At 41.1% G+C, this 23,083-nt stretch carries 16 protein-coding genes, 3 tRNA genes and 3 rRNA genes; 1 reads left to right on the top strand and 21 read right to left on the bottom strand.

Features of this window, described 5'->3' with window-relative positions; all coding sequences use genetic code 11:
* Nucleotides 1–170 precede the first annotated feature (170 nt).
* Nucleotides 171–695 (top strand): low molecular weight protein-tyrosine-phosphatase, encoded by a 525-nt coding sequence (locus tag ACYIAR_RS09805; RefSeq protein ID WP_480329279.1) that lies wholly within the window; start codon nucleotides 171–173, stop codon nucleotides 693–695.
* Between the two features lie 41 nt (nucleotides 696–736).
* Here the strand turns inward: ACYIAR_RS09805 and bioD are convergent, their stop codons facing one another.
* The 21 genes from bioD to ACYIAR_RS09700 all read right to left on the bottom strand — a co-directional run bounded on the left by bioD (nucleotide 737) and on the right by ACYIAR_RS09700 (nucleotide 23,051).
* Nucleotides 737–1,369, bottom strand: coding sequence for a dethiobiotin synthase (gene bioD / locus ACYIAR_RS09800; protein ID WP_480329277.1), 633 nt, complete (start codon nucleotides 1,367–1,369; stop codon nucleotides 737–739).
* 70 nt (nucleotides 1,370–1,439) lie between these two features.
* Nucleotides 1,440–2,204 (bottom strand): malonyl-ACP O-methyltransferase BioC, encoded by a 765-nt coding sequence (gene bioC, locus ACYIAR_RS09795; RefSeq protein WP_480329275.1) that lies wholly within the window; start codon nucleotides 2,202–2,204, stop codon nucleotides 1,440–1,442.
* Entirely contained in the window at nucleotides 2,192–2,842 is a 651-nt protein-coding gene (locus ACYIAR_RS09790) for a DUF452 family protein (protein ID WP_480329273.1), read from the bottom strand. Before ACYIAR_RS09790 ends, bioC begins: the two co-directional genes overlap by 13 nt.
* A gap of 109 nt (nucleotides 2,843–2,951) precedes the next feature.
* Nucleotides 2,952–4,118 (bottom strand): 8-amino-7-oxononanoate synthase, encoded by a 1,167-nt coding sequence (locus tag ACYIAR_RS09785; RefSeq protein WP_480329271.1) that lies wholly within the window; start codon nucleotides 4,116–4,118, stop codon nucleotides 2,952–2,954.
* A 143-nt stretch (nucleotides 4,119–4,261) separates the two neighbouring features.
* Nucleotides 4,262–5,560: an adenosylmethionine--8-amino-7-oxononanoate transaminase gene (gene bioA / locus ACYIAR_RS09780; protein WP_480329269.1), complete on the bottom strand. Its 1,299-nt coding sequence runs from the start codon at nucleotides 5,558–5,560 to the stop codon at nucleotides 4,262–4,264.
* On the bottom strand, nucleotides 5,557–6,540 hold the full coding sequence (bioB, locus tag ACYIAR_RS09775; protein ID WP_480329267.1) for a biotin synthase BioB: 984 nt from the start codon (nucleotides 6,538–6,540) through the stop codon (nucleotides 5,557–5,559). Before bioB ends, bioA begins: the two co-directional genes overlap by 4 nt.
* Before the next feature lie 48 nt (nucleotides 6,541–6,588).
* Nucleotides 6,589–7,032 carry a hypothetical protein gene (locus ACYIAR_RS09770; RefSeq protein WP_480329265.1) on the bottom strand — a complete coding sequence of 148 codons (444 nt, stop codon included), beginning with the start codon at nucleotides 7,030–7,032 and terminating at the stop codon, nucleotides 6,589–6,591.
* A gap of 12 nt (nucleotides 7,033–7,044) precedes the next feature.
* Nucleotides 7,045–8,706, bottom strand: a complete 1,662-nt coding sequence (locus ACYIAR_RS09765) for a peptide MFS transporter (protein ID WP_480329263.1) — start codon at nucleotides 8,704–8,706, stop codon at nucleotides 7,045–7,047.
* Nucleotides 8,707–8,812: 106 nt separating this feature from the next.
* On the bottom strand, nucleotides 8,813–9,877 hold the full coding sequence (locus ACYIAR_RS09760; RefSeq protein ID WP_480329261.1) for a DUF4831 family protein: 1,065 nt from the start codon (nucleotides 9,875–9,877) through the stop codon (nucleotides 8,813–8,815).
* 81 nt (nucleotides 9,878–9,958) lie between these two features.
* Nucleotides 9,959–10,570, bottom strand: coding sequence for a DUF4923 family protein (locus ACYIAR_RS09755; protein ID WP_480329259.1), 612 nt, complete (start codon nucleotides 10,568–10,570; stop codon nucleotides 9,959–9,961).
* 173 nt (nucleotides 10,571–10,743) lie between these two features.
* A 5S ribosomal RNA gene (gene rrf / locus ACYIAR_RS09750) occupies nucleotides 10,744–10,854 on the bottom strand.
* A 154-nt stretch (nucleotides 10,855–11,008) separates the two neighbouring features.
* Nucleotides 11,009–13,884, bottom strand: a 23S ribosomal RNA gene (locus ACYIAR_RS09745).
* Nucleotides 13,885–13,998: 114 nt separating this feature from the next.
* Nucleotides 13,999–14,072: transfer RNA gene (locus ACYIAR_RS09740), tRNA-Ala, on the bottom strand.
* An 89-nt stretch (nucleotides 14,073–14,161) separates the two neighbouring features.
* Nucleotides 14,162–14,235, bottom strand: a tRNA-Ile gene (locus ACYIAR_RS09735).
* 122 nt (nucleotides 14,236–14,357) lie between these two features.
* Nucleotides 14,358–15,890, bottom strand: a 16S ribosomal RNA gene (locus tag ACYIAR_RS09730).
* Together the 16S, 23S and 5S rRNA genes with 2 tRNA genes alongside form the textbook arrangement of a ribosomal RNA operon.
* Nucleotides 15,891–16,345: 455 nt before the next feature.
* Nucleotides 16,346–17,356 (bottom strand): DUF4837 family protein, encoded by a 1,011-nt coding sequence (locus ACYIAR_RS09725; RefSeq protein ID WP_480329257.1) that lies wholly within the window; start codon nucleotides 17,354–17,356, stop codon nucleotides 16,346–16,348.
* Nucleotides 17,357–17,531: 175 nt separating this feature from the next.
* Complete coding sequence (locus tag ACYIAR_RS09720; protein ID WP_480329255.1) at nucleotides 17,532–18,185, bottom strand: hypothetical protein; 654 nt, start codon at nucleotides 18,183–18,185, stop codon at nucleotides 17,532–17,534.
* Between the two features lie 76 nt (nucleotides 18,186–18,261).
* Nucleotides 18,262–18,343, bottom strand: a tRNA-Leu gene (locus tag ACYIAR_RS09715).
* Nucleotides 18,344–18,402: 59 nt separating this feature from the next.
* Entirely contained in the window at nucleotides 18,403–19,431 is a 1,029-nt protein-coding gene (locus ACYIAR_RS09710) for a S41 family peptidase (protein ID WP_480329253.1), read from the bottom strand.
* Nucleotides 19,432–19,443: 12 nt separating this feature from the next.
* Entirely contained in the window at nucleotides 19,444–20,313 is an 870-nt protein-coding gene (locus ACYIAR_RS09705) for a DUF3316 domain-containing protein (protein WP_480329251.1), read from the bottom strand.
* A gap of 2 nt (nucleotides 20,314–20,315) precedes the next feature.
* Nucleotides 20,316–23,051: a DNA gyrase/topoisomerase IV subunit A gene (locus ACYIAR_RS09700; RefSeq protein ID WP_480329249.1), complete on the bottom strand. Its 2,736-nt coding sequence runs from the start codon at nucleotides 23,049–23,051 to the stop codon at nucleotides 20,316–20,318.
* Nucleotides 23,052–23,083 lie beyond the last annotated feature (32 nt).

Raw genomic sequence — 23,083 nt, 5'->3', positions numbered from 1 at the left:
AGATAACAAGTTGACAAGAAGACAAGTTAACAAGATTTTTGGATAATAATTCGTGAAATTACAAGTGTTCTGACCTTGTCAACTCGTATCTGAAGTCTTGTTAACTTTTAAGTTGAGCAACTTGCGAAACTTAAATCATTTAGATTTAAACGGATTAATATAAATAAAACATGGAAAATAATAAATCTACATTTAATAAATACAGTGTTCTTTTTGTATGTCTCGGGAATATATGCCGTTCCCCTTCAGCTGAAGCAGTAATGAAAAAGCTTGTTGCTGATGAGAATCTTACAGATAAGATTTACATTGATTCTGCAGGAATAATCAACCATCATGAAGGAGAGAATGCTGACAGCAGAATGCGTGCCCATGCCATAAGGCGAGGTTATAATCTTGATTCTATTTCACGCCCGGTAAGGACTGAGGATTTCTATAAGTTCGATCTTATAATTGGTATGGACAACAGGAATGTTGATGACCTGAAAGAAAAGGCTCCGGATTTGGATTCAGTAAAAAAGATTCATCAAATGACTGAGTTTTCAAAGAACAAACTTTATGACTATGTTCCCGACCCTTATTATGGTGGAGCATCAGGTTTTGAGCTTGTTCTTGATTTGCTTGAAGATGCTTGCGGTGGATTACTAGAATTTATTAAAGAAAACATGTTGACAAGGGAACAAGTTGACAAGGGTTAAGTACCTTGTTCCCCCTTGTCAACTCGTCAACTTGTCCTCGGTCATCCTATCTCTCCCATCAATTCCAAAGTAATATTCGGGAAATGGCGGCGAAGATATTCCAATGTATTCTGTTCTATTTCCTCGTCGTAGCGTGGATATAGATTATATACTATTTTCTTAATCTCAATTCCATATTGCTGACAAGCATAGATTGAAAGCAATGTATGATTCAGACTTCCCAACTTTCCGTTTGTAACAAGAACTACCGGGTAACCCTGCTGTTTAATATAGTCAATAGTAAGCATATCATGGGTGATTGGAACCATCAATCCTCCTGCTCCTTCCAACAAAACATACTCATATTTTTCAGCTAATTGTTCAGTAGCTTTTGTTATTCTGTCAACATCTATATCAACATTATCCCTTTCTGCTGCCATATGCGGAGAACAAGGATAAGATAAAATATAAGGACATGTAAGTCCGTTTTTATCTTCTTCCAGAAAATCCATACCAAGCAATTTACGATGCATCTCTATATCTTCAGAAACCTTGTCGCAACCTGTCTGAATCATTTTCTGAGTAATTACAGAATGGTTTTCGGCAGCCAATCCTTTTGCCAGATAGGCTGTTGCATAAGTTTTACCAATGTTTGTGTCTATTCCTGTCACAAACCATACTTTTTCTTTATTCATTGTTTTATCAGTTTATTAATTAGAGAAACGACTTCCTTGTCAAGTCGTTAACTCGTCCACTTTTCTACTTTTATTTCTTTCTCCTGCAAGCAAAATACACAGGATGATATGTAAGCTTAACTCTCCCGTCTGGCTCGGAATACAGTTTTTTATATGAAACGGAGAATTCTTCCAATTTTGAGCGTGTCCAGAATTCATTGCCGGTTGCCGTCACCCCTGTTAGTTTAAGATGTTTGAGTACATCCATTGGTGTATCAAATGTGAGAACTATTTCTTCGTCCTTAATCAGTACTACATCATAATAATCGGCAAGCCATACACGCCAATCGTCAGTTGTCGGATAATCCAGACCTTTAGATGTTATTGAACGAATCTCGGATAGAGTTCCGGGCAGAAACGTCGTAAAGAATAATATTCCCCCTTCTTCCTGAATATTTGCCATAGCAGCTATCCATGCATCCGGGCGTCGGAACCATTGAACAGCTGAAGCAGAAACTATCAGATCGTAATGAGAAGTCCAACTTATTTTCTCGGCATCACCAGCAATTACAATAGTATTTCCCTTTGCAAAACGAGTGGCAATTGCAACAGATTCCTCGCACAAATCATTCAATGTCCATATTGCCGAAGAGAACATAGATTGAAGATACTCCGTGAATCCACCTGTCCCGCATCCTATTTCCAATGCAGTATTTACGGATAAAGATTCGGTAATTTCTGCTAAATATCCTGCTGCAGTACGGCAAATCTTCTGTTGTGCAACTGCTTCATCATCATATGTACGGCAAGCACGAGCAAAGCGGCGGGCAATATGTGACAAATCTATTCCTTCCATATTTCCTCCCAAGTACTCCACAGATGAAAAGGATGATGCGGAGCGTCAAGTTCTATAGTTCTTACACCGGCACGTTTCCAATAACATAACTGATTCTCCGACGGAACCACATGATCAGACAATGATACAAATGCTTTATTCCATACAAACAATTCGTTACTTCCACACTGTTTCATCTGTTCGTTAAGAAAAGACAACTCTTCTTTCAACTCTTCGACGCGACGGTCCGTAAGTTCTTCGTAACGTACGGCAAGAGTACGGCTGCCACACATACGACGGCAGAAGCGTGCCCAGTTTGCCTCGTCAAGACGTTCCAATGTTCCCTGGAAAATATTTACAGGAATACCCCATTCATCATGTCCGGGATAAGGAGTTCCGTTGATAGCAGTTGCCGTCGTCAAGCGAGATTCAGGAACAACTTGAGAAGCAACCCATACTCCCATAGACCAAGCTATCAGATGTATTTCTGTATAATGCTCCGGTATTTCAGGAAAATCAAGCGAACGATAGTCATAGACAATCCAGCAATCAGCGTCACCGGCTGAAAGATGGCGAAACTGCACAGGCGTAGCTGCCCATCCGCTGAAGAAAAGCACTAGTCTGCTATTTCCGTCGTGTATTGTCTTTTCAATTCTCATATGATATTTTGTTTTTAAATTTTGCAGTTGTATAACTAAAAGTTGACAAGGCTTCAGAGACAAGTTGACAAGGGTTTTCTTCTTGTCAACTTGTAAACTCGTCAACTTGTTATCTATAAATCGAGCTTGCGAGACTTGTCTTAATAATATCCACCAAAGTTTCCAGTTCTTCCCGCTCAACATTTGCGGTGAGTGAAAAACGGATTCGCGAAGTTCCTTTAGGCACTGTCGGTGGTCGGACTGGCATACAATAAAATCCTTTGCGCTGGAGATATTCTGCACGGATTATACACTCAGCACTGTCTCCTACCATCAAAGGGACTATATGACTTTCTGATATCTCACCACCCTTACCATTCAAGGCTGACGCAAGATAGGAGCTATTACTGCTAAGTTTATCTCTTCTTTCTGAAAAATCCTTCAAACGGGAAAATACAAAAGCAGTCCACGCCCATTGAAAAGGAGGCAATGCAGTACTGAAGATTAAAGGGCGCATTGTATTTACCAAATATTCGCGTATTTCTTTAGTACAAACAACATAAGCCCCCATTGATGCAAGCGCCTTTCCAAAAGTTCCTACCAGTAAGTCTATGTCTGCAATGCAATCCTGCTCTTCTGCTATTCCCAAGCCATTCTTTCCTCGAACGCCTATTGCATGCGCTTCATCCACATATAACATAACATTAGGATACTTTTTCTTCAATGCTACAAGATGACGAAGATCTGTAACATCACCGTCCATGCTGTAAACACTTTCAACTACGACAAAAACTTTTTCGTATTGCGAAGCCTCTGCCTCAAGGATTTTCTCCAAACGAGCCAAATCCTGATGTGGGAATCTGCGGAATGTTGCAGAACCAAGCAGTATTCCGTCAATTAGACTTGCATGAACCAACTTATCGGCAACAATCAATGTAGACTTATCACTCAACGCCGGTAATATCCCTGTATTGGCATGATAACCGCTATTGAAAAGCAATGCTGCTTCTTTGCCAAAGGCTGTAGATAGAATTTCCTCCAATTCTTCACAAATAGGGAAATTACCCGTAAGAAGTCTTGAAGAAGATGATGAGAAACGCAAATCTCTCTTAGGGCAAATATCCAAGAACTCCTGTTGTAAATCACTTCCGGAAGCCAAACCCAGATAATCGTTTGAGGATAGATTCAGCATTCGCATATCTTCCCTTATTACCCATTTGCCTTCCTGTATAATTTGAGGCAAGCGTCTTAGGTTTCCAGCCTTATCCAATGATGATAGATGCTCTTTTATATTCATTTTTATATTTACTTTTGGAAATGGTGAAACTTGCTTCCGGAAACTCCTGTTGTTTTTCTAAAAACATTTGACATTTCCAGAAAAACAACGGATGTTTCTGAAAAAACATTACCATATTTTTTGTGCAAAACTTTAAGCGCTGATTATTCCTGAGCTTTTATGACCTTTAATAATCCGGAAGTCAGTTTTCTTAGTTCTTCTTCTTTGATTATAAATGGAGGCATAAGATAAACAAGGCGGCCGAACGGACGTACCCATATTCCTTCTTCAACAAAACGCTGCTGAAGGACTGCCATATTCACGGGCTCTTTCATCTCAAGCACACCGATAGCACCAAGTACACGCACTTCCTTCACCGAATCAAAATCTGCTGCTGGAGCCAATTCTTCCTTGAGTTGCTTTTCTATTCTCTTTACGTTTGCCTGCCAATTACTTTCCAGAAGTAAGCTTACAGATGCAGAAGCTATAGCGCAGGCAAGCGGATTGCCCATAAAGGTTGGTCCGTGCATAAAGCATCCAGCCTCTCCGGAACAAATAGTATCAGCAATTGGCTTTGTAGTAATTGTTGCAGATAGGGTAAGATAACCTCCGGTAAGAGCTTTTCCTATACACATAATATCCGGCTCTACTCCGGCATGTTCCCACGCGAATAGTTTTCCTGTGCGTCCGAATCCGGTAGCTATCTCATCGAAGATAAGCAAAACATTATATTGATTACACAATTCACGTGCTCGCACCAGATATTGTGGAGAATAGAAATACATTCCGCCGGCACCCTGAACAATTGGTTCAAGAATCAAAGCTGCTATTTCATCAGAATGTTTGTCTAATAAGTCGCGGAGCGGCTCAATTGCAGCTTCATCCCATTCATCAGCGAAACGGACAGATGGTTGTGGCAAGAAATATTGCACAGGCAAAGCTCCGGCAAAAAGACCATGCATACCAGTCACAGGGTCACATACAGACATCGCATGCCAAGTATCGCCATGATATCCGCTACGGATAGTTGCGAACGAATGCTTTGATGCTTTACCCAACGACTGCCAATACTGGATAGCCATTTTCAAAGCAACCTCTACGGCAACCGAACCACTGTCGGCAAGGAATACTTTATCCATTGATGGAGGAAGCAAAGGAAGAAGTTTTGATATCAGCTCAACTGCCGGCTGGTGAGTTATTCCGCCAAACATTATATGGCTCATCTTCTTCAATTGGTTTTCAGCAGCTGCATTAAGCACGGGATTATTGTATCCATGAACTGCAGCCCACCATGATGACATACCGTCGATAAGTTCACGTCCGTCGGCAAGTTTGATTCTTACACCTTCCGCTCCGACAACCGGAAATACAGGAAGAGGATTAATTGTTGAAGTATAAGGATGCCAGATATGTTCACGGTCGAAATCCAGCATATTATTTATATCGTCACTGTATGTATTCATTTTTCCCAATCAGTATTTTCTGTCAGCGAATAACCGGCAGAGGTGAATAATTCCTTATCATGGTCGATGCCGCATCCGGCAGTTGTAAGCAAATCTCCTGTTATAGCAGAATTTATACCAATATACAAAGCCTTCTTCTGGATATCTTCACTCAATTGCTTTCTGCCGCCGGAAAAACGGAGATATGCTTTCGGATTAATCCAGCGGAATATTGCTATAGTAGTAAGCAATTCTTCAGTTGATAAAGAAGGAGTATTTTCCAAAGGTGTTCCAGGTATTGGCTGGAGAAGATTCAGAGGAATTGACAATATTTCCTCGTCACGGAGGAAGGTTGCCATTTCAATTCTTTGTTCCATGCTTTCTCCCATTCCTATTATACCGCCACTGCAGATACGGAAACCTATGCGGCGCGCTGTATGTATTGTTTCCATCTTCTGTTCTATCGTGTGAGTAGAGCAAAGTGACGGGAAATAAGATGGAGCTGTTTCAATGTTACAATGATAATTCTCTACACCGCTTTCAAATAAAGTTCTAAGTGCATCTTCACCCAAAAGTCCCATTGAAGCACAACAGTGGATTCCTGTTTCTTTCTTTATCATCTTTACCGTATCAGCTATTTTCGCCATATCAGAAGGAGTAACACGTTTACCACTGGTAACTAATGCAAAGCGTCGCACACCTTTTTTGTCGTTATAGGCAGCCTGGTCAAGAATACTTTTAGCAGGAAGCAAAGGATAGAGTTCTGCCGAAGTCTTGTAATGAACAGACTGGGCACACCATTTACAATCCTCGCTGCAGTTTCCACTCTTTGCATTGATGATGGAACAAGTATCAAACTTATTACCCATGAAATGCTGAGTTATTTCATGAGCTGCCTCATATAATTCTTCTTTATCGGCATCAAAGGCAAGCCACTTTGCTTCTTCAGTAGTGATTTTACCTCCATCGAATAGTTTTTGTTTGAGTAATGTTATATTCATTTTAAGTTTTTAAGTTATTAAGTTTATTAGTTGACGAGTTGACAAGGCTTAAGGAAACAAGATATTCCTACTTGACTTCTTAACTCCAATAAAAAAAGACAGAAGATACCGCAATATAAATGCGGTATCTTCTGTCTTTTCAGATATATCTTTTATAATATTTTGTCCGTAGTATCCCTCAGAAGCTGAAGTTGCCAATACTACTGGCAGCATAATAGTTTCACATATATTTATAGATAACGAGATATCTTTATCTGCAGAAATCATATCATCAGGTAAATTCTCCATTAGTTTATATGAAGAAGTGCATATTCTCTCTGAAGAATGGAGAGAACTTTGCTTTCCCTGCAATCTGTCTGCTACATTTGCAGACAGGCATCCCATAGTAACCGTATGGTGCAAGCTGACAAATGCAGCATAGCGCTTACGGCTCCATCGACGGAAACGTAATGACTGATTCTTTAAATTATATGTGAAACTAACGCTTTGCATTTATTATACTAATTAAGCAGCTACTTTTTCCAATCGTTTCATGATAGAGAAGATGAACAATGCAGCAAGCAAACAGCATACGATAAGTACGCTCCATACCATCCACAATTCCATTCCGCCCCACAAATATCCGATAATAGCTACAAGATAGTTACCTATTGCAGTTGCAACGAACCACAATCCCATCATTGAGCCTTTATACTTAGGAGGAGCTACCTTAGATACGAATGAAATACCCATCGGAGACAAAAGCAATTCAGCAAATGTCAATACCAGATATGTTGAAATCAAAAGGTTCGGTGAAACCAATGCAGAACTGTCAATACCATTTGTTTCCAATTCAGCCGGAGTTGGCAAACCAATTGAACCAACAGCCATAATCAAGAAACCGATTGATGCAATCAACATACCGATTCCAATTTTACGAGGAGCAGATGGTTCTTTTCCTTTTTTTGCAAGAGCACCGAATACAGCCAATGACACCGGAGTCAATGCAATTACAAAGAATGGGTTAAACTGCTGGAAAATCTGAGGAAGGATTGAAAGTTCTGTATCCATTGAGCTATAATTCAATCCAAGTAATCCCAAAGATGCAAGAATTACGGCAGCAGAAATACCCTTTCCTTTACCAGTTTTTGACTGGAATACAGAGAATAATGAATAAACAACAACTAACAATAATGTCAAGTTAATAATGTCAAATCCTAGACGGTCAACGCCTGTGATTGACTGTACTGTATAGTCACGGGCAAAGAATGTTAGAGTCAAACCATTCTGATGGAATGCCATCCAGAAGAAAATAACAACAGCAAACACAAGAAGCAATGCAGTGATACGTTCCTTAGTCTGTGCCGGTGTCAATTCTTCTTCCACAACATTTGCAGGTTTAGCCTGTTTTGAGTTGTAATCAGCATGTTTGAATGTTGAACGGAAAGCATAATAAATAATTATAGAGAAAATCAAAGAAACACAAGCTACAGCAAAACCATAGTTATAAGCCTCAGACAATTTCTCAATATATGTAGAACAGAAAGCAGCTGTATCACCCACAAAACCTTGTGCACTCTGCAATGCTTTCAATGTCGCTTCATTTTCAGGAGTAATATTTCCATTCAGGAACTGGTGAGCCAAAGAAGGAATTTGAGGGACATAACTCAAACCAGATTTCGCCAAAATATAATTGGTTACTTTTGTTGCAGCTGTTGGAGCATACATAGCACCAATATTGATTGCCATATAAAATATACTGAAAGCTGTATCACGTTTAGCTTTATATTCAGGCGCATCATAAAGGTTTCCGACCATTACTTGCAGATTTCCTTTGAAAAGACCTGTTCCGACTGCAATCAATGCCAAAGCACCAAACATCATCATCTTACCGGCTTCTGCTGATGTCGGAATAGACAACAGAACATAACCGGCAAACATAATAACGATACCGGATGTTACCATCTTTCCATATCCGAATTTATCTGCTAAAACACCACCTACAAGAGGCATGAAATAAACAGCAGCTAAGAATCCACCGAAAATAGTTGATGTTGTTGCTGCAGAGAAACCAAACTTTGCCTGTAAAAACAAAGTAAAAATCGCAAGCATCGTGTAATAACCGAATCGCTCGCCGGTATTAGCCAAGGCTAACGCATACAATCCTTTAGGTTGTCCTTCAAACATAATTTTTAGTTTTTGAGTTTATTAGTTTTTGAGTTTATTAGTTAACAAGTTGACAAGGAAACAACCTTGTATCTGAGGCCTTGTCAACTTGTCACCTGATAAATTGTTACTGAATAATCTGTTTTATTGCTCCGGTTTCAGGATAGAAGATTACTTTCACTGGAGCTTTCTTATCCTCAAACATAACTGGCGCCAAAGCTTCTTTTGAGCCAAATTGGGTTATTTGGGCTTCACCCTTGAAGAATGTCTTTTTATTTGAATATATTTCTACATTTGCTTTACCAGGAATATTATATACAATTCCTTTCAAAGACTTTTCTTTCTTCTCAGCTTCTTTTTCATCCAAGATTGGAGCACGCTCTGTCGCTGTTAAATCAATATATATTGGTTCTCCACCCAAATCATCGGCATTAAGAATTCCTAAATATGGAGAGAAGCGGAATAATACGTCTTGTTTCAAATCATCAGAAGGAACGACTGTCACATCATAATACTGCGATTCTTTTACTTTTGTACCAACAAACAATGCTGTCAATGCATTTTCCTGTTCTTCCAGTTGCTGAATAACAAGTTTCATTGCTTCGCCATCTGGTGGAAGATTATCAGCATCACCGGTCAATATATTCATACGGCTCTCTCTGATTCTATAGATTTGCTTTGCTGCCACTTCTGCCTGCTTTGCCGTTGAGCCTGCCATCAACAACTCTTCCGAATAAACTGACGCATCAGCTTTAGTCGAAGACTTGGATGATTTTTTTGAATCATTGTTTTCAGCTTTAGCTGGTATATATTCTGAATTAATTGAACATAACAAACCATCTTCAGTCAAACAAGCAAATGGCGCTACAGTTCCAGGCTTAAAAGAAACAATATATGTATTTTCAGAATCTGGAACACCTTTGTTTTCCAGTTTTATTTTATCCAATTCATAATAAACCTGGTCCTCCAAAACTATATCCTTTACATTTAGATATTTCTCAGCATATTTGTAATAAGGACCAGCTTTGCAAGTTACCTTAGTAACTTCAGCACCTACAACTAAATTAGTCTTTGGCAACGAATATGTAATACCGAAATCATTTGCTTTAACAGCATTTCGTTTAACCACTTTCGTCTGAGCTGAAACAGACAGTGAAAGGAGTAAAGACATTATGAATATAATATTCTTCATATACATTTTGACTTTTTAATTTATAGAAAGCAAATCTATAAAATCTTTTTTGAATATGTATTATTTTAACTATTCAGTTTTTCAGTTTTGCTTCTGTAATTCAAATCCTAACATTACGCCATCATATTGAGATGCTAATTTACTTATTGTCTGAAGTGATTGATTTGAACTAATAGAAGATATCTTTTCGATAAAATCAAGCAATTTGTCTGCATTGAATAGTAATGTCAAATTATTATTTGTTATTACCACATTTGCCGTAAGTGTGATTATTTTCTTACTGGCTATAGTATAACTCATATCTATGCTTTTTCCATCGGAATTTATCGTATACGAGCCATTCAATTTAGAAGACTTCAATTGGCAAATAAATGTATTGTCACTATTGAAGGTATAATTAAACACACCTTCAACAATTCCTACTTTATTGCAATATTCACTTAGTTTTTTCTCTAACTCAGAAGTTGCAACTGTTCCGGCTATATTTTTTATAGCGTTATCGCCATTTAATTGCACTGCTGGCGAAATATAAAGCCAATTGCCTTTTAATGCTTCATTAGATAACTGTTTTCCTCCTGTTACGCTTGTAACCACATCCTTTACAGTTTGAGAATTTAAAATATCCTTAAGTGATTGGGCTTTTACTGTAAATACAAAAATAACTGCTACAAATAATAATACTAACTTTCTCATAAAAATATATTGCTAAATCATCAATTACAAATTTACAGAAAATGCTTAATATTTTCATATAAACAAATAAGTAAACAAATAAGCTTAATCAAGATTTAACTAATATATAAACTAGCACTAGTATATAAAAAAAAGACCCGATTCCTTTCGGAACCGAGTCTCTTCACTTTCTAAAACGGCGGCTACCTACTCTCCCACTTTTACGCAGTACCATCGGCGTGATTGGGCTTAACTTCTCTGTTCGGAATGGGAAGAGGTGGAACCCCAATGCTATAACCACCTTAATATCTTTTTAAGGTCTTTAGTTTTTAAGTTTTTGAGTTTTTAAGTTTCTTACTCTTTAACTTAAAAGTTACATGTCTGTGACAATAAAGAGAGTTCTTTTCGTAGAACTAACACTGAACTTCCAGTGCCTTAAAATCTATCAATCCTTCCAATAAGGAAAAGTCTCGGGCAATTAGTACTACTCGGCTTTGACATCACTGTCTTTACACCTGTAGCCTATCAACGTCGTAGTCTACAACGACCCTCAGGGATATCTTATCTTGAGGCTGGCTTCGTACTTAGATGCTTTCAGCACTTATCCAATCCGAACTTAGATACCCGGCGGTGCACCTGGCGGTACAACCGGTAAACCAGCGGTTCGTCCAACACGGTCCTCTCGTACTAGTGTCAGAGCCCCTCAAATATCCTACGCCCACGATAGATAGAGACCGAACTGTCTCACGACGTTCTGAACCCAGCTCGCGTGCCACTTTAATGGGCGAACAGCCCAACCCTTGGGACCTTCTCCAGCCCCAGGATGTGACGAGCCGACATCGAGGTGCCAAACCATTCCGTCGATATGAGCTCTTGGGAATGATCAGCCTGTTATCCCCGGAGTACCTTTTATCCTTTGAGCGATGGCCCTTCCATACGGAACCACCGGATCACTATGCTCTAGTTTCCTACCTGATCGACTTGTATGTCTCCCAGTCAAGCACCCTTATGCCATTACACTCTGCGACCGGTTACCAATCGGTCTGAGGGTACCTTTAGAAGCCTCCGTTACGCTTTTGGAGGCGACCACCCCAGTCAAACTACCCACCATACAGTGTCCCCGCTTCTGCGGGTTAGAATTCAAACAATCAAAGGGTCGTATTTCAACGACGGCTCCACAAATACTGGCGTACCTGCTTCTTAGCCTCCGACCTATCCTACACATCAAGTGCCCAAATTCAATGTAAAGCTATAGTAAAGGTTCACGGGGTCTTTTCGTCCCATCGCGGGTAATCGGCATCTTCACCGATACTACAATTTCACCGAGCTCACGGTTGAGACAGTGCCCAGATCGTTACACCATTCGTGCAGGTCGGAACTTACCCGACAAGGAATTTCGCTACCTTAGGACCGTTATAGTTACGGCCGCCGTTTACTGGGGCTTCAATTCAATGCTTCTCTTGCGATGACATCTCCTCTTAACCTTCCAGCACCGGGCAGGTGTCAGGCTGTATACTTCATGTTAACTATTTCGCACAGCCATGTGTTTTTGTTAAACAGTCGCCTGGGCCTATTCTCTGCGGCCTGCCGAAGCAGGCGTCCTTTATCCCGAAGTTACAGGACCATTTTGCCTAGTTCCTTAACCGTGACTCACTCGAGCGCCTCAGTATTTTCAACCCAACTACGTGTGTCCGTTTGTGGTACGGGTACTTCATGAATATGTTTAGCGGATTTTCTAGGGAGCATGGTTACATCCATTTTGCCTTGTACAAGTACGCGGCATACTGTCAGGTTCGACTCTCTCTGCGGATTTGCCTACAGAAATCTTAATCTACACCCTTCAACCGGCTATTCCGTCAGCCGGCAGGACTGTCACTTCTCCGTCTCCACGTCACTCCATAAAGTAGTAACGGAATATTAACCGTTTCTTCCATCGGCTTCGCCGTTCGGCTTATCCTTAGGTCCCGACTTACCCTGATCCGATTAACGTTGATCAGGAAACCTTAGTCTTTCGGCGAGGAGGTTTCTCACCTCCTTTATCGTTACTTATACCTACATTTGCTTTTCCGGAAGCTCCAACAAAGGTCATCCTCTATCTTCAGCGCCGCCGGAATGCTCCCCTACCATCTCTTACGAGATCCACTGCTTCGGTAAATAGTTTTATGCCCGATTATTATCCACGCCAAACTCCTCGACTAGTGAGCTGTTACGCACTCTTTAAATGAATGGCTGCTTCCAAGCCAACATCCTAGCTGTCTCTGCAATCTGACTTCGTTAGTTCAACTTAACTATTATTTGGGGACCTTAGCAGGTGGTCTGGATTCTTCTCCTCTCGGACATGGACCTTAGCACCCATGCCCTCACTCCATGGCAATATATAACACGCATTCGGAGTTTATCTGGACTTGATAGGCGGTGAAGCCCTCGCATCCAATCAGTCGCTCTACCTCATGTTATACTAACCACAGGCTGCACCTAAATGCATTTCGGGGAGTACGAGCTATCTCCAAGTTTGATTAGCCTTTCACCCCTACCCTCAGCTCATTGGAACACTTTTCAACGTATACCCATTCGGACCTCCAGTTGGTGTTACCCAACCTTCATCCTGGCCAAGGGTAGATCACTTGGTTTCGCGTCTACTCCCAGTGACTATAACGCCCTATTAAGACTCGCTTTCGCTTCGGCTCCGTAACTTAATTACTTAACCTTGCCACTGAAAGTAACTCGTAGGTTCATTATGCAAAAGGCACGCCGTCACAGCACGAAGCTGCTCCGACCGCTTGTAGGCAGACGGGTTCAGGGTCTATTTCACTCCTCTGTTCGAGGTTCTTTTCACCTTTCCTTCACAGTACTGGTTCGCTATCGGTCTCTCGGGAGTATTTAGCCTTACGGGATGGGCCCCGCTGATTCACACAGGATTTCTCGTGTCCCGCGCTACTCAGGATTCCACTAGGCTTCGTTATCGATTCGTATACCGGGCTGTCACCGTCTTTGGCCGTTCTTTCCAAAACGTTCTACTTCGATAATTTCTTGCCACAGCGTGGTCCTACTACCCCGATATTGCCTAGACAACATCGGTTTGGGCTGTTCCGCGTTCGCTCGCCACTACTTGCGGAATCACTTTTGTTTTCTCTTCCTACGGGTACTTAGATGTTTCAGTTCCCCGCGTTCGCTTCTCTAACGAGATGGCAGGTCTTCAACCTGCCGGGTTGCCCCATTCGGAGATCCCGGGATCAGGGATTATTTGCATCTCCCCCGGGCTTTTCGCAGCTTATCACGTCCTTCTTCGCCTCCGAGAGCCAAGGCATCCACCGTCTGCCCTTGCTTACTTTTCCTTATCTGGTACATCAACGTACCGGATTGATATATCTTAAGCTTGCTCTACTTTTTAAAAACTTTCTCTTTATCGTCCAACATGTCAAAGATCTTATACCTTTTTCAAGGCTATGTGGAGAATAACGGATTCGAACCGTTGACCCTCTGCGTGCAAGGCAGATGCTCTAGCCAGCTGAGCTAATCCCCCGTTTTTTCATTTGCGGCTGCAAAGGTATGAAACTTTTTTCTTTTCCGCAAATAAAAAGGAAAGAAATTTTTCATCGTTTCTTTCCGGAGTAGTCCCAGGCAGAGTTGAACTGCCGACCTCTACATTATCAGTGTAGCGCTCTAACCAACTGAGCTATAGGACTGTCAACTTTGCCGGTTTCCCAGCTTCATCTTTCTCTTTTTTATCTTTTTTTCATATATCCAACCGTAGTACAAGTGGAGATTCAATACCACTTGATAATCTTCACGGAAACTCTCGCTCCAGAAAGGAGGTGTTCCAGCCGCACCTTCCGGTACGGCTACCTTGTTACGACTTAGCCCCAGTCACCAGTTTTACCCTAGGCCGTTCCTTGCGGTTACAGACTTCAGGTACTCCCGGCTCCCATGGCTTGACGGGCGGTGTGTACAAGGCCCGGGAACGTATTCACCGCGCCATGGCTGATGCGCGATTACTAGCGAATCCAGCTTCACGGAGTCGAGTTGCAGACTCCGATCCGAACTGAGACGTGGTTTCGAGATTAGCTCCCTGTCGCCAGGTCGCAACTCTTTGTCCACGCCATTGTAACACGTGTGTCGCCCCGGATGTAAGGGCCGTGCTGATTTGACGTCATCCCCGCCTTCCTCACAGCTTACGCTGGCAGTCCCGCTAGAGTCCTCAACTTTACTTGTTAGTAACTAACGGCAAGGGTTGCGCTCGTTATGGCACTTAAGCCGACACCTCACGGCACGAGCTGACGACAACCATGCAGCACCTCGCAAGCGGCTATTGCTAGAAAGTCAGTTTCCTGACCGGTCCCCCTGCGTTCAAACCCGGGTAAGGTTCCTCGCGTATCATCGAATTAAACCACATGTTCCTCCGCTTGTGCGGGCCCCCGTCAATTCCTTTGAGTTTCACCGTTGCCGGCGTACTCCCCAGGTGGATTACTTAACGCTTTCGCTGTAGAGCTTACATTATATCGCAAACTCCTAGTAATCATCGTTTACTGCGTGGACTACCAGGGTATCTAATCCTGTTCGATACCCACGCTTTCGTGCTTCAGTGTCAGTTATGGTTTAGTAAGCTGCCTTCGCAATCGGAGTTCTGCGTAATATCTATGCATTTCACCGCTACACTACGCATTCCGCCTACCTCAAACACACTCAAGTCTCCCAGTATCAATGGCAATTTTATGGTTAAGCCACAAACTTTCACCGCTGACTTAAAAGACCACCTACGCACCCTTTAAACCCAATAAATCCGGATAACGCTCGCATCCTCCGTATTACCGCGGCTGCTGGCACGGAGTTAGCCGATGCTTATTCATAGGGTACATACAAGATCCCACACGTGGAATTTTTTATTCCCCTATAAAAGAAGTTTACAATCCATAGAACCTTCATCCTTCACGCGACTTGGCTGGTTCAGACTTCCGTCCATTGACCAATATTCCTCACTGCTGCCTCCCGTAGGAGTCTGGTCCGTGTCTCAGTACCAGTGTGGGGGACCTTCCTCTCAGAACCCCTATCCATCGTCGGTTTGGTGGGCCGTTACCCCGCCAACTGCCTAATGGAACGCATGCCTATCTATCAGCGATGAATCTTTAACAAATATTCCCATGCGGGACCCCTGTTTTATGCGGTATTAATTCATCTTTCGATGAGCTATCCCCCTCTGATAGGTAAGTTGCATACGCGTTACTCACCCGTGCGCCGGTCGCCGGCAATAGTTGGCAAGCCAACTATCCCGCTGCCCCTCGACTTGCATGTGTTAAGCCTGTCGCTAGCGTTCATCCTGAGCCAGGATCAAACTCTTCGTTGTTATAAATTGTTTATGTCTTATGCTCAAGATTCCGTTACTTCTCGATTTATCAAGTATTGACGGTATTTATTCTCAAAATACTTGTACTACTTGTTGATATATGTAATATTTTCAAAGAACTTAGTCGCTATCGTTATTTTTGATTGCGGTTGCAAAGGTAAGAACTTTTATTTTAATCTTCCAAATTTTTTCGGAAGTTTTTTTTATTTTTTCTTCAGCTTTCGGAATTTTGAGGATTCCTACACTCTGAAGATTCAATAAAAATTCTCCATTTGTTCATCATTTATTACCGCTATCTCTCTCGATTGCGGATGCAAAACTAATACATATTTTTCAATTACACAAAATATTTTTCATACTTTTTTCTCACAATTTACAATATAGCTTTATATTCAACTAGAAATCAATACATTTAAAAGTATCATTTTTTTACTTCAAAGCGCTTCAATGCTATTTCAAATATCAAGCTTGACCGTATTTATAGATGATTCCAAGATATGCATATACACTTTCTTTTTACTTTCCGGAGAATATACAAAACCTTCCACTACGATATAATCACCTTTTATTTCGTCTTTAATAAAATATGCAACAAAAGGTCCGCCCATTTTATCACCATGCATTTTCCATAGTCCTCGCATTACAAAACAATCACGGCCATCAATCTTGGACTTATCAATGTTTACCGGGAAAAATTTCTTTTCTGTTTGCATATATGAACCAGGGAACGCTCCAGGCAAATTTATTTTCAACACCGAATCCCTTAAATAAACCAATTTATCTTTTATATCTATAGCGCCATTTTCTTTCAAAGATTTCAATCTATACACCAACATATCCATTCTTCCAGTAGGAGCATCATTAGAAACCCAGATAAAATCATCCCCTTTACGGAAAGCACTCATATCTTCAGGCGCACACAATCTTATTCCAAAAGAAGAATTAACCAAACTGTCAACCCAAAAACTATGATTATCTTTCAAGAAAGAAGTATAGCGCAATCTTTCCTCCTTAACAATCCCCTGCAAAACAACATTAGGTTTCCCATATATTCTCTTTTCCAATTCCTCAAGCGTAGGACTTTGCAAGTTTACCACCAGCTGTCTTTTAGCCCACACATCATCTTTCTTAACAATAGACGCTTTTGTGTATAATGCTGGATTGATATCCAATATCACTATATTTCGCACATAACGCATCAGACCAGTAAAATCCTTCGCGCTGCAAACCATAAGTTTTGTTGTAGGTTCCGCCTGCGGCAATGAAGGATAAGCCTCGGTAAGTTTCATTTTCAAGCTATCAACCAGCGGACTATCCGAAAACTTTTCATCAACAACCAATAAAGTTTCAAATGGCAACCCGGAAGCACTCTGAAAAGCTGCTATACTTTTAGAAGTAGAATTTCTACAGCCCGAAAACAGCAAAGCTAAAAACGACAACGCAACAAATAAATTATACGCTTTCATAAGATACAAGTTTTTGTTTTGTGCAAAATTATGCAGCAAAAAATAAACCTGCAGATAACAACACCGGACAAACACATTAGCAAAGGAACTGCTATTATTCAAACCTTTACAACACTAACACTAATCCCAAACAAATACAAAACCAGACAATCTCAAAAAGAAAATAACCGAAAAATTATCTATAAAGAAGCACAAATTCATCCAGTTCTTCCGATTCTTTCAAGAGCAAACGCTTCTTCAATCTATTCCTGGACTTGGTCAACGCATCAGAAGTATTATTGAAAACGATAAGCTGCTGCTTTCTTCCAATTCCCCATTTAATCATGCAGCATAATTCCTGATCATGTAAAGTCAAATCATACTTAAGGTTTAAAGACGTTAGAAAGCCTCCAAATACTTCGTCAGAAAAATGCAGAAATTCATTCCATTCTTTTCTGGACAAAGAAAGAGATTGAGGATTTTCATTAATATTCCGAACCACGTTTATTCCCCATTCATAGAAACCATCAGCTTGCAACTCCTTTATCTGCTGTTCGCAAACAAGCAGTTTCTGCCTGAATAATTTCAACTGCTTTTGTTTTTCATCATAAAGCTCCGATTTCTGTCTGGCATCTTCCAGCTCTGAAGAAAGAACATTAATTTCCTTCAGATAAGAAAACCTCTCTTCAGCAAAACGAGACAAATCATTTTTACGACTCTGCAGTTTCTGCTTACTGGAATTTATAGAAGACAAACTCTTGCCCTGCCTCAAACCAAGCCTGTACGATAAAACAACTGCCAGAAGAAGCACCGGCAAATAAAGGAAAGAATAAACAAAGTCCCATTCCATAATAGTTTAACCTTTAAGACTGTGAAAGCTATATGTAAAAAAAGCCCTCCTGCTTTCGCAGAAGAGCTTTTCGTTGTGCGGCTGAAGGGACTCGAACCCCCACGCCGTGAAGCATCAGATCCTAAGTCTGACGTGGCTACCAATTACACCACAGCCGCATTGATTTCGAGTGCAAAGGTAATCATTTTTTTATTCCCTCCAAATTATTTGCCAAATTTTATTCGATTTTTTTTGAAGAATCATTACCTGTATTCTTTATATACTTTATTGCTTCCTCTATTATAGTATCCTTACCTTTCTCTTTATCAACATCTTTCATAGAAACATAGACATCCGGTTCAATACCGAATTCCAGTTGTTCTTTTTCAACCCCTAAAGTTCTACTTCCTGAAAAACGGACTGTCCAGCCATTAGGCAATTCCGAATTAAAAGGAAAACCACTTCCTCCACCGGTCTTATCACCCATAATCAGAACTTGAGGCAAAAGACGCATTGATTGCACAAAATCATTAGCAGAGCTATAACACTCTCTATTTGTCAGAACCACAACCGGACGATACCAGCGTGAATGTTCCGTTGCCTCTGTCAATGTCAAAGGATAAGGCTCAGAAAAATCATTATGTCCTTTACCTGTTTTATGTTGAATATATCCGGTAGTTATTGTTCCCTCAACAAATCTTGCAGCTATACGTTCGGAGTAAGTAAGCGTTCCACCGCCATTTCCACGAATATCTATTATCAGGCCCTTACAATCCTTGAAGGAATAAATAACGTAATCCAAATTTGTTTCACCTACGCCACTCGAAAAACTAGGATAATAAATATAACCTATCTCCCCGTTTTCCAAAGTCTTATATTGCATTCCTCCAGCTATTCTGTAATCAGTTCCCAGATAATTCTCCAATATTTTAGAATCAAAATTATCAGGATAATCCTCATACCAATCCCAATATCTGGAAACATCAAAAGGAGACATCAAATTTGTATGACCGTCTTTCAGTTCCCGCAACATATCACCCATCAGGTCAAACAGCTCGAACTGATTCATCGTATCCGTCAATTGCACAGAATAACGGTCGTAAACATCATCCCAGTCAACTTCCTTATATTCAAAGAAACAATAATTCTCATCCAATATTCGCCATAAAGCATCAAAGTTTTCCTTTGGCGAAGGTGTATATTCAACTTCCTTCTCGCAGGAAACAAATAGCAATAGCGTCAACAAACAAAACAGCTTATTTCTCATATAAACATAAGTTTAGTCATAAATACCTTTACACTGTCCGGCAGAGCGGTTACGCTTCCCTCCTATTGTAATAAACTCTTTTACAAAACCGATAACAAAATAACGGGAGTTCAAATGGCTCTGTATTCCGTTGACATCCAAATGATACTGACTACCCATATAACCGGCACGCAGAGTAATGAAAGGAAGCGGTATATCTACGGTTAAAGTATTCTTTACTACAAATTTATTATGGAATGAAGTAAAAGGAACAACTCCGGACGAATTGCCCAACTGGAATATCTCGTAATAAGACTGGCCATATTTAGGCGAAAACAATACTCCGGCAAAAGGCAACTGCAACTGATAGCGCAAGAACAGCGGGAGTTTTCCTATTTTGAAGGAATAAAATGCCATCCCGGACAAATTCAAGTCCAAATCAGCTTTTGCTGATGCCGGATTATTTGATGATTGTATATTATATATTCCACCAAGCAAAACATGAACTGAAGCTCCGGCTAACAGCCGCAAGCCAGGAAGAACAGGGAAATCATAATGATACCCAAGAGTATAGTCAATAAATCCGGCATATTCCCTCAATGTTCCTGCAGGATTAAGAGTTGAAGCATAATCTATCTGAAACAACTGCTGGCGTAATATACGACCATCACACAGTTTCGTATATTTCATGCGCTCGTCGGTCACACGGAGAGCAAAGCCGGAATAATTCATATTACTACCCGGAGAAAGATATGTATCCATTATATTATATCTTCCCACACCAATCATCGTCGAGGCATTGACCGAACGTGGCAAATCCGAAGTCCCATCCTGCGCCTCAACACTAAAACAGGAAAACAGAAATGCCATTGCCGACAACAACAAAACCCACCTGTACTTCATAATCAGAACAATTTCATCTGTCCGGTTATCTCATCAATAATATCCGAAGGAGATTCTTCAGTGATTTCTCCTTCCTGTTCATCACCATCAGGCAATACGTTTTCGGAATCATCTTTTGCCTGTTCTTCTGTTTCTTCAGGTTTACGGATTGACTCCAGTTCGTTGATTGTCTCAACACTATATGTTGTAAGTCGTTTTCCTTTTGCCTTGAATCCCTTTATCAGTGAGAACTCATCGGCATCAATTATCAACGGCTCACGGAAAGCATCATTGCCACCAAACACAACTTCGAAACGAGGATAAGCCTCATCGGTAAGCATCAGAAGCTCGTTCTTCGGATTTTCGCCAACGAAGTTCTGTTTTCGAGATGTTGCCTCAAGCGCAAATCTCTTGATATAAGGATATTTCTGGTCGGCATCATAAACTATTGCCGTCCATATTTTCGACGGATTGAATTTCTCGATTGTAAGAATATTCTTCTCATAATGATTACTCAAGTCGAAACTTGTAGTATAGAAATCTCCGTTCTTGAGGATTACAAGGATAGAATCGCTGCTTTGGAATTCTCCGAGCTCTTCCCCACGTCCGTCGTAATTCAGGCGAAGCACATCCCAGTCGAACCAAACCATGCGGCCACCCAAAGTGGAGCTTCCGCGCTGCTTCAACGAAATCTTATGAACTTCTGCCTTTGTAAGCACATTACCTATGGAAGTTCTGGATTTGATAGGCACTGTGCTGAAATCTTTCTCGAACACAAGCAGACGCTGGCGAGGCTTCGGCTTAAGGATAACCTTCACAGTTTCTGCCTCTCCATTAGGATTCACACTGAAATATAATATGCGTGAACCTTCTGTTCCCTTTGTCAAATCATATTCTCGCTCGCGCGCCAAAGCAGTTATGGCAAATCTCTTGATAAAATTAGTGCCCTGCTTTCCGTCGCGATAAATCACATTATATATTGTACGAGTATCGTTTCGTTTGAAAATATTCAAATAAAGTATATCCTTGCCGACAAACATCTTCTCGCTTACACGAACCACTTTATACGAACCGTTTCGGTAAATAATCAGAATATCGTCGATATCCGAGCAATTTGCCACAAACTCATCTTTCTTCAAACTTGTTCCGATAAAGCCCTCTGCACGGTTGATATACAGTTTTTCGTTTGCCTCGGCAACTTTGCTTGCCTCAATCATATCGAAGCTTCTGATTTCTGTCACACGCGGATAGCGGCTTCCATATTTCTCCTTCAAGCGGAGGAACCAGTCGATTGTATAATCTACTATATTGGCAAGATGACGGTTTATCTCCTCTATCTGTTCCTTTATCTGGGCAATTTGTGCGTCACATTTATCTGAATTGAATTTCAAGATACGTCCCATCTTGATTTCCATCAGTTTCAATATATCATCACGAGTCACCTCACGTATAAAAGTTGGCTTGAACGGCTCAAGACGACTGTCGATATGTGCCACTGCCTGGTCCATATCTTTTGCCTCTTCAAATTCTTTATCCTTATATATTCTTTCTTCGATGAATATTTTTTCCAACGAAGCAAAGAAGAGGGTTTCGGACAATTCTGCTTTTTCGATTTCAAGTTCCTGGCGAAGCAAACCCAATGTGGTGTCGGCAGAATGGCGCAACACGTCGCTTACGGAAAGGAAATGCGGCTTGTCGTCCTTGATAACGCAGCAGTTTGGAGAAATGCTTATTTCGCAATCAGTAAATGCATACAATGCATCGATTGTCTTGTCCGACGAAACTCCCGGAGCAAGATGCACCAGAATTTCCACATTCTTCGCAGTGTTATCATCAACTTTCTTGATTTTAATCTTTCCCTTGTCATTGGCTTTAAGGATAGATTCGATAACCGACGAAGTTGTACGTCCGTAAGGAATGGCACTAATCACCAAAGTTTTGTTGTCAATCTTTCCGATTTTGGCACGAACCTTAACCGAACCGCCACGCTCGCCGTCGTTATACTTGCTTACATCAATATATCCGCCTGTCTGGAAATCAGGAGAAAGAGTAAATTCCTCGCCACGGAGATATGCAACCGAAGCATCCAGAAGCTCATTGAAGTTATGAGGTAATATTTTTGAAGACAAACCTACGGCAATACCCTCAACGCCCTGTGCCAGAAGCAAAGGGAATTTGATAGGGAGAGTAACCGGCTCACGATTACGTCCGTCATACGACAATTGCCACAAAGTTGTTTTAGGATTGAAAACTGTTTCCAATGCGAATTTGGACAATCTGGCCTCGATATAACGAGGAGCAGCAGCTCCGTCGCCCGTCAGAATGTTACCCCAGTTTCCCTGGCAGTCAATCAGCAAATCCTTCTGCCCAAGCTGAACAAGAGCATCACCAATTGAAGCGTCGCCATGCGGGTGAAACTGCATTGTGTGACCAACGATGTTCGCCACCTTGTTGTAGCGTCCGTCGTCCAGTCTTTTCATTGAATGAAGGATACGTCTCTGCACAGGCTTCAAACCGTCGTTGATATGAGGCACAGCACGCTCAAGGATTACATAAGAGGCATAATCCAAAAACCAGCTCTGATACATTCCGGACAAGTGGTGAACGACTCTGTCGTCAGACTTAGCCGGTGCTTTATAATCAGAATGTGCATTGCTATCCGTCTCCCCGTCAAAATTTTCCTGGTTATTATTCAACGCATTTTCATCAGCATCTTCGTTCATTGAGGTAATTTCGTCTTCGATATCTTCAGGTCTCATATTATTAAACAAGCCAATTTTCCAAATTTGGT

This window comes from Parabacteroides sp. KHUB-01 (assembly GCF_056640935.1).
Note: the sequence above shows the minus strand (reverse complement) of the source record. Positions and strands in the feature narration are given on the sequence as shown.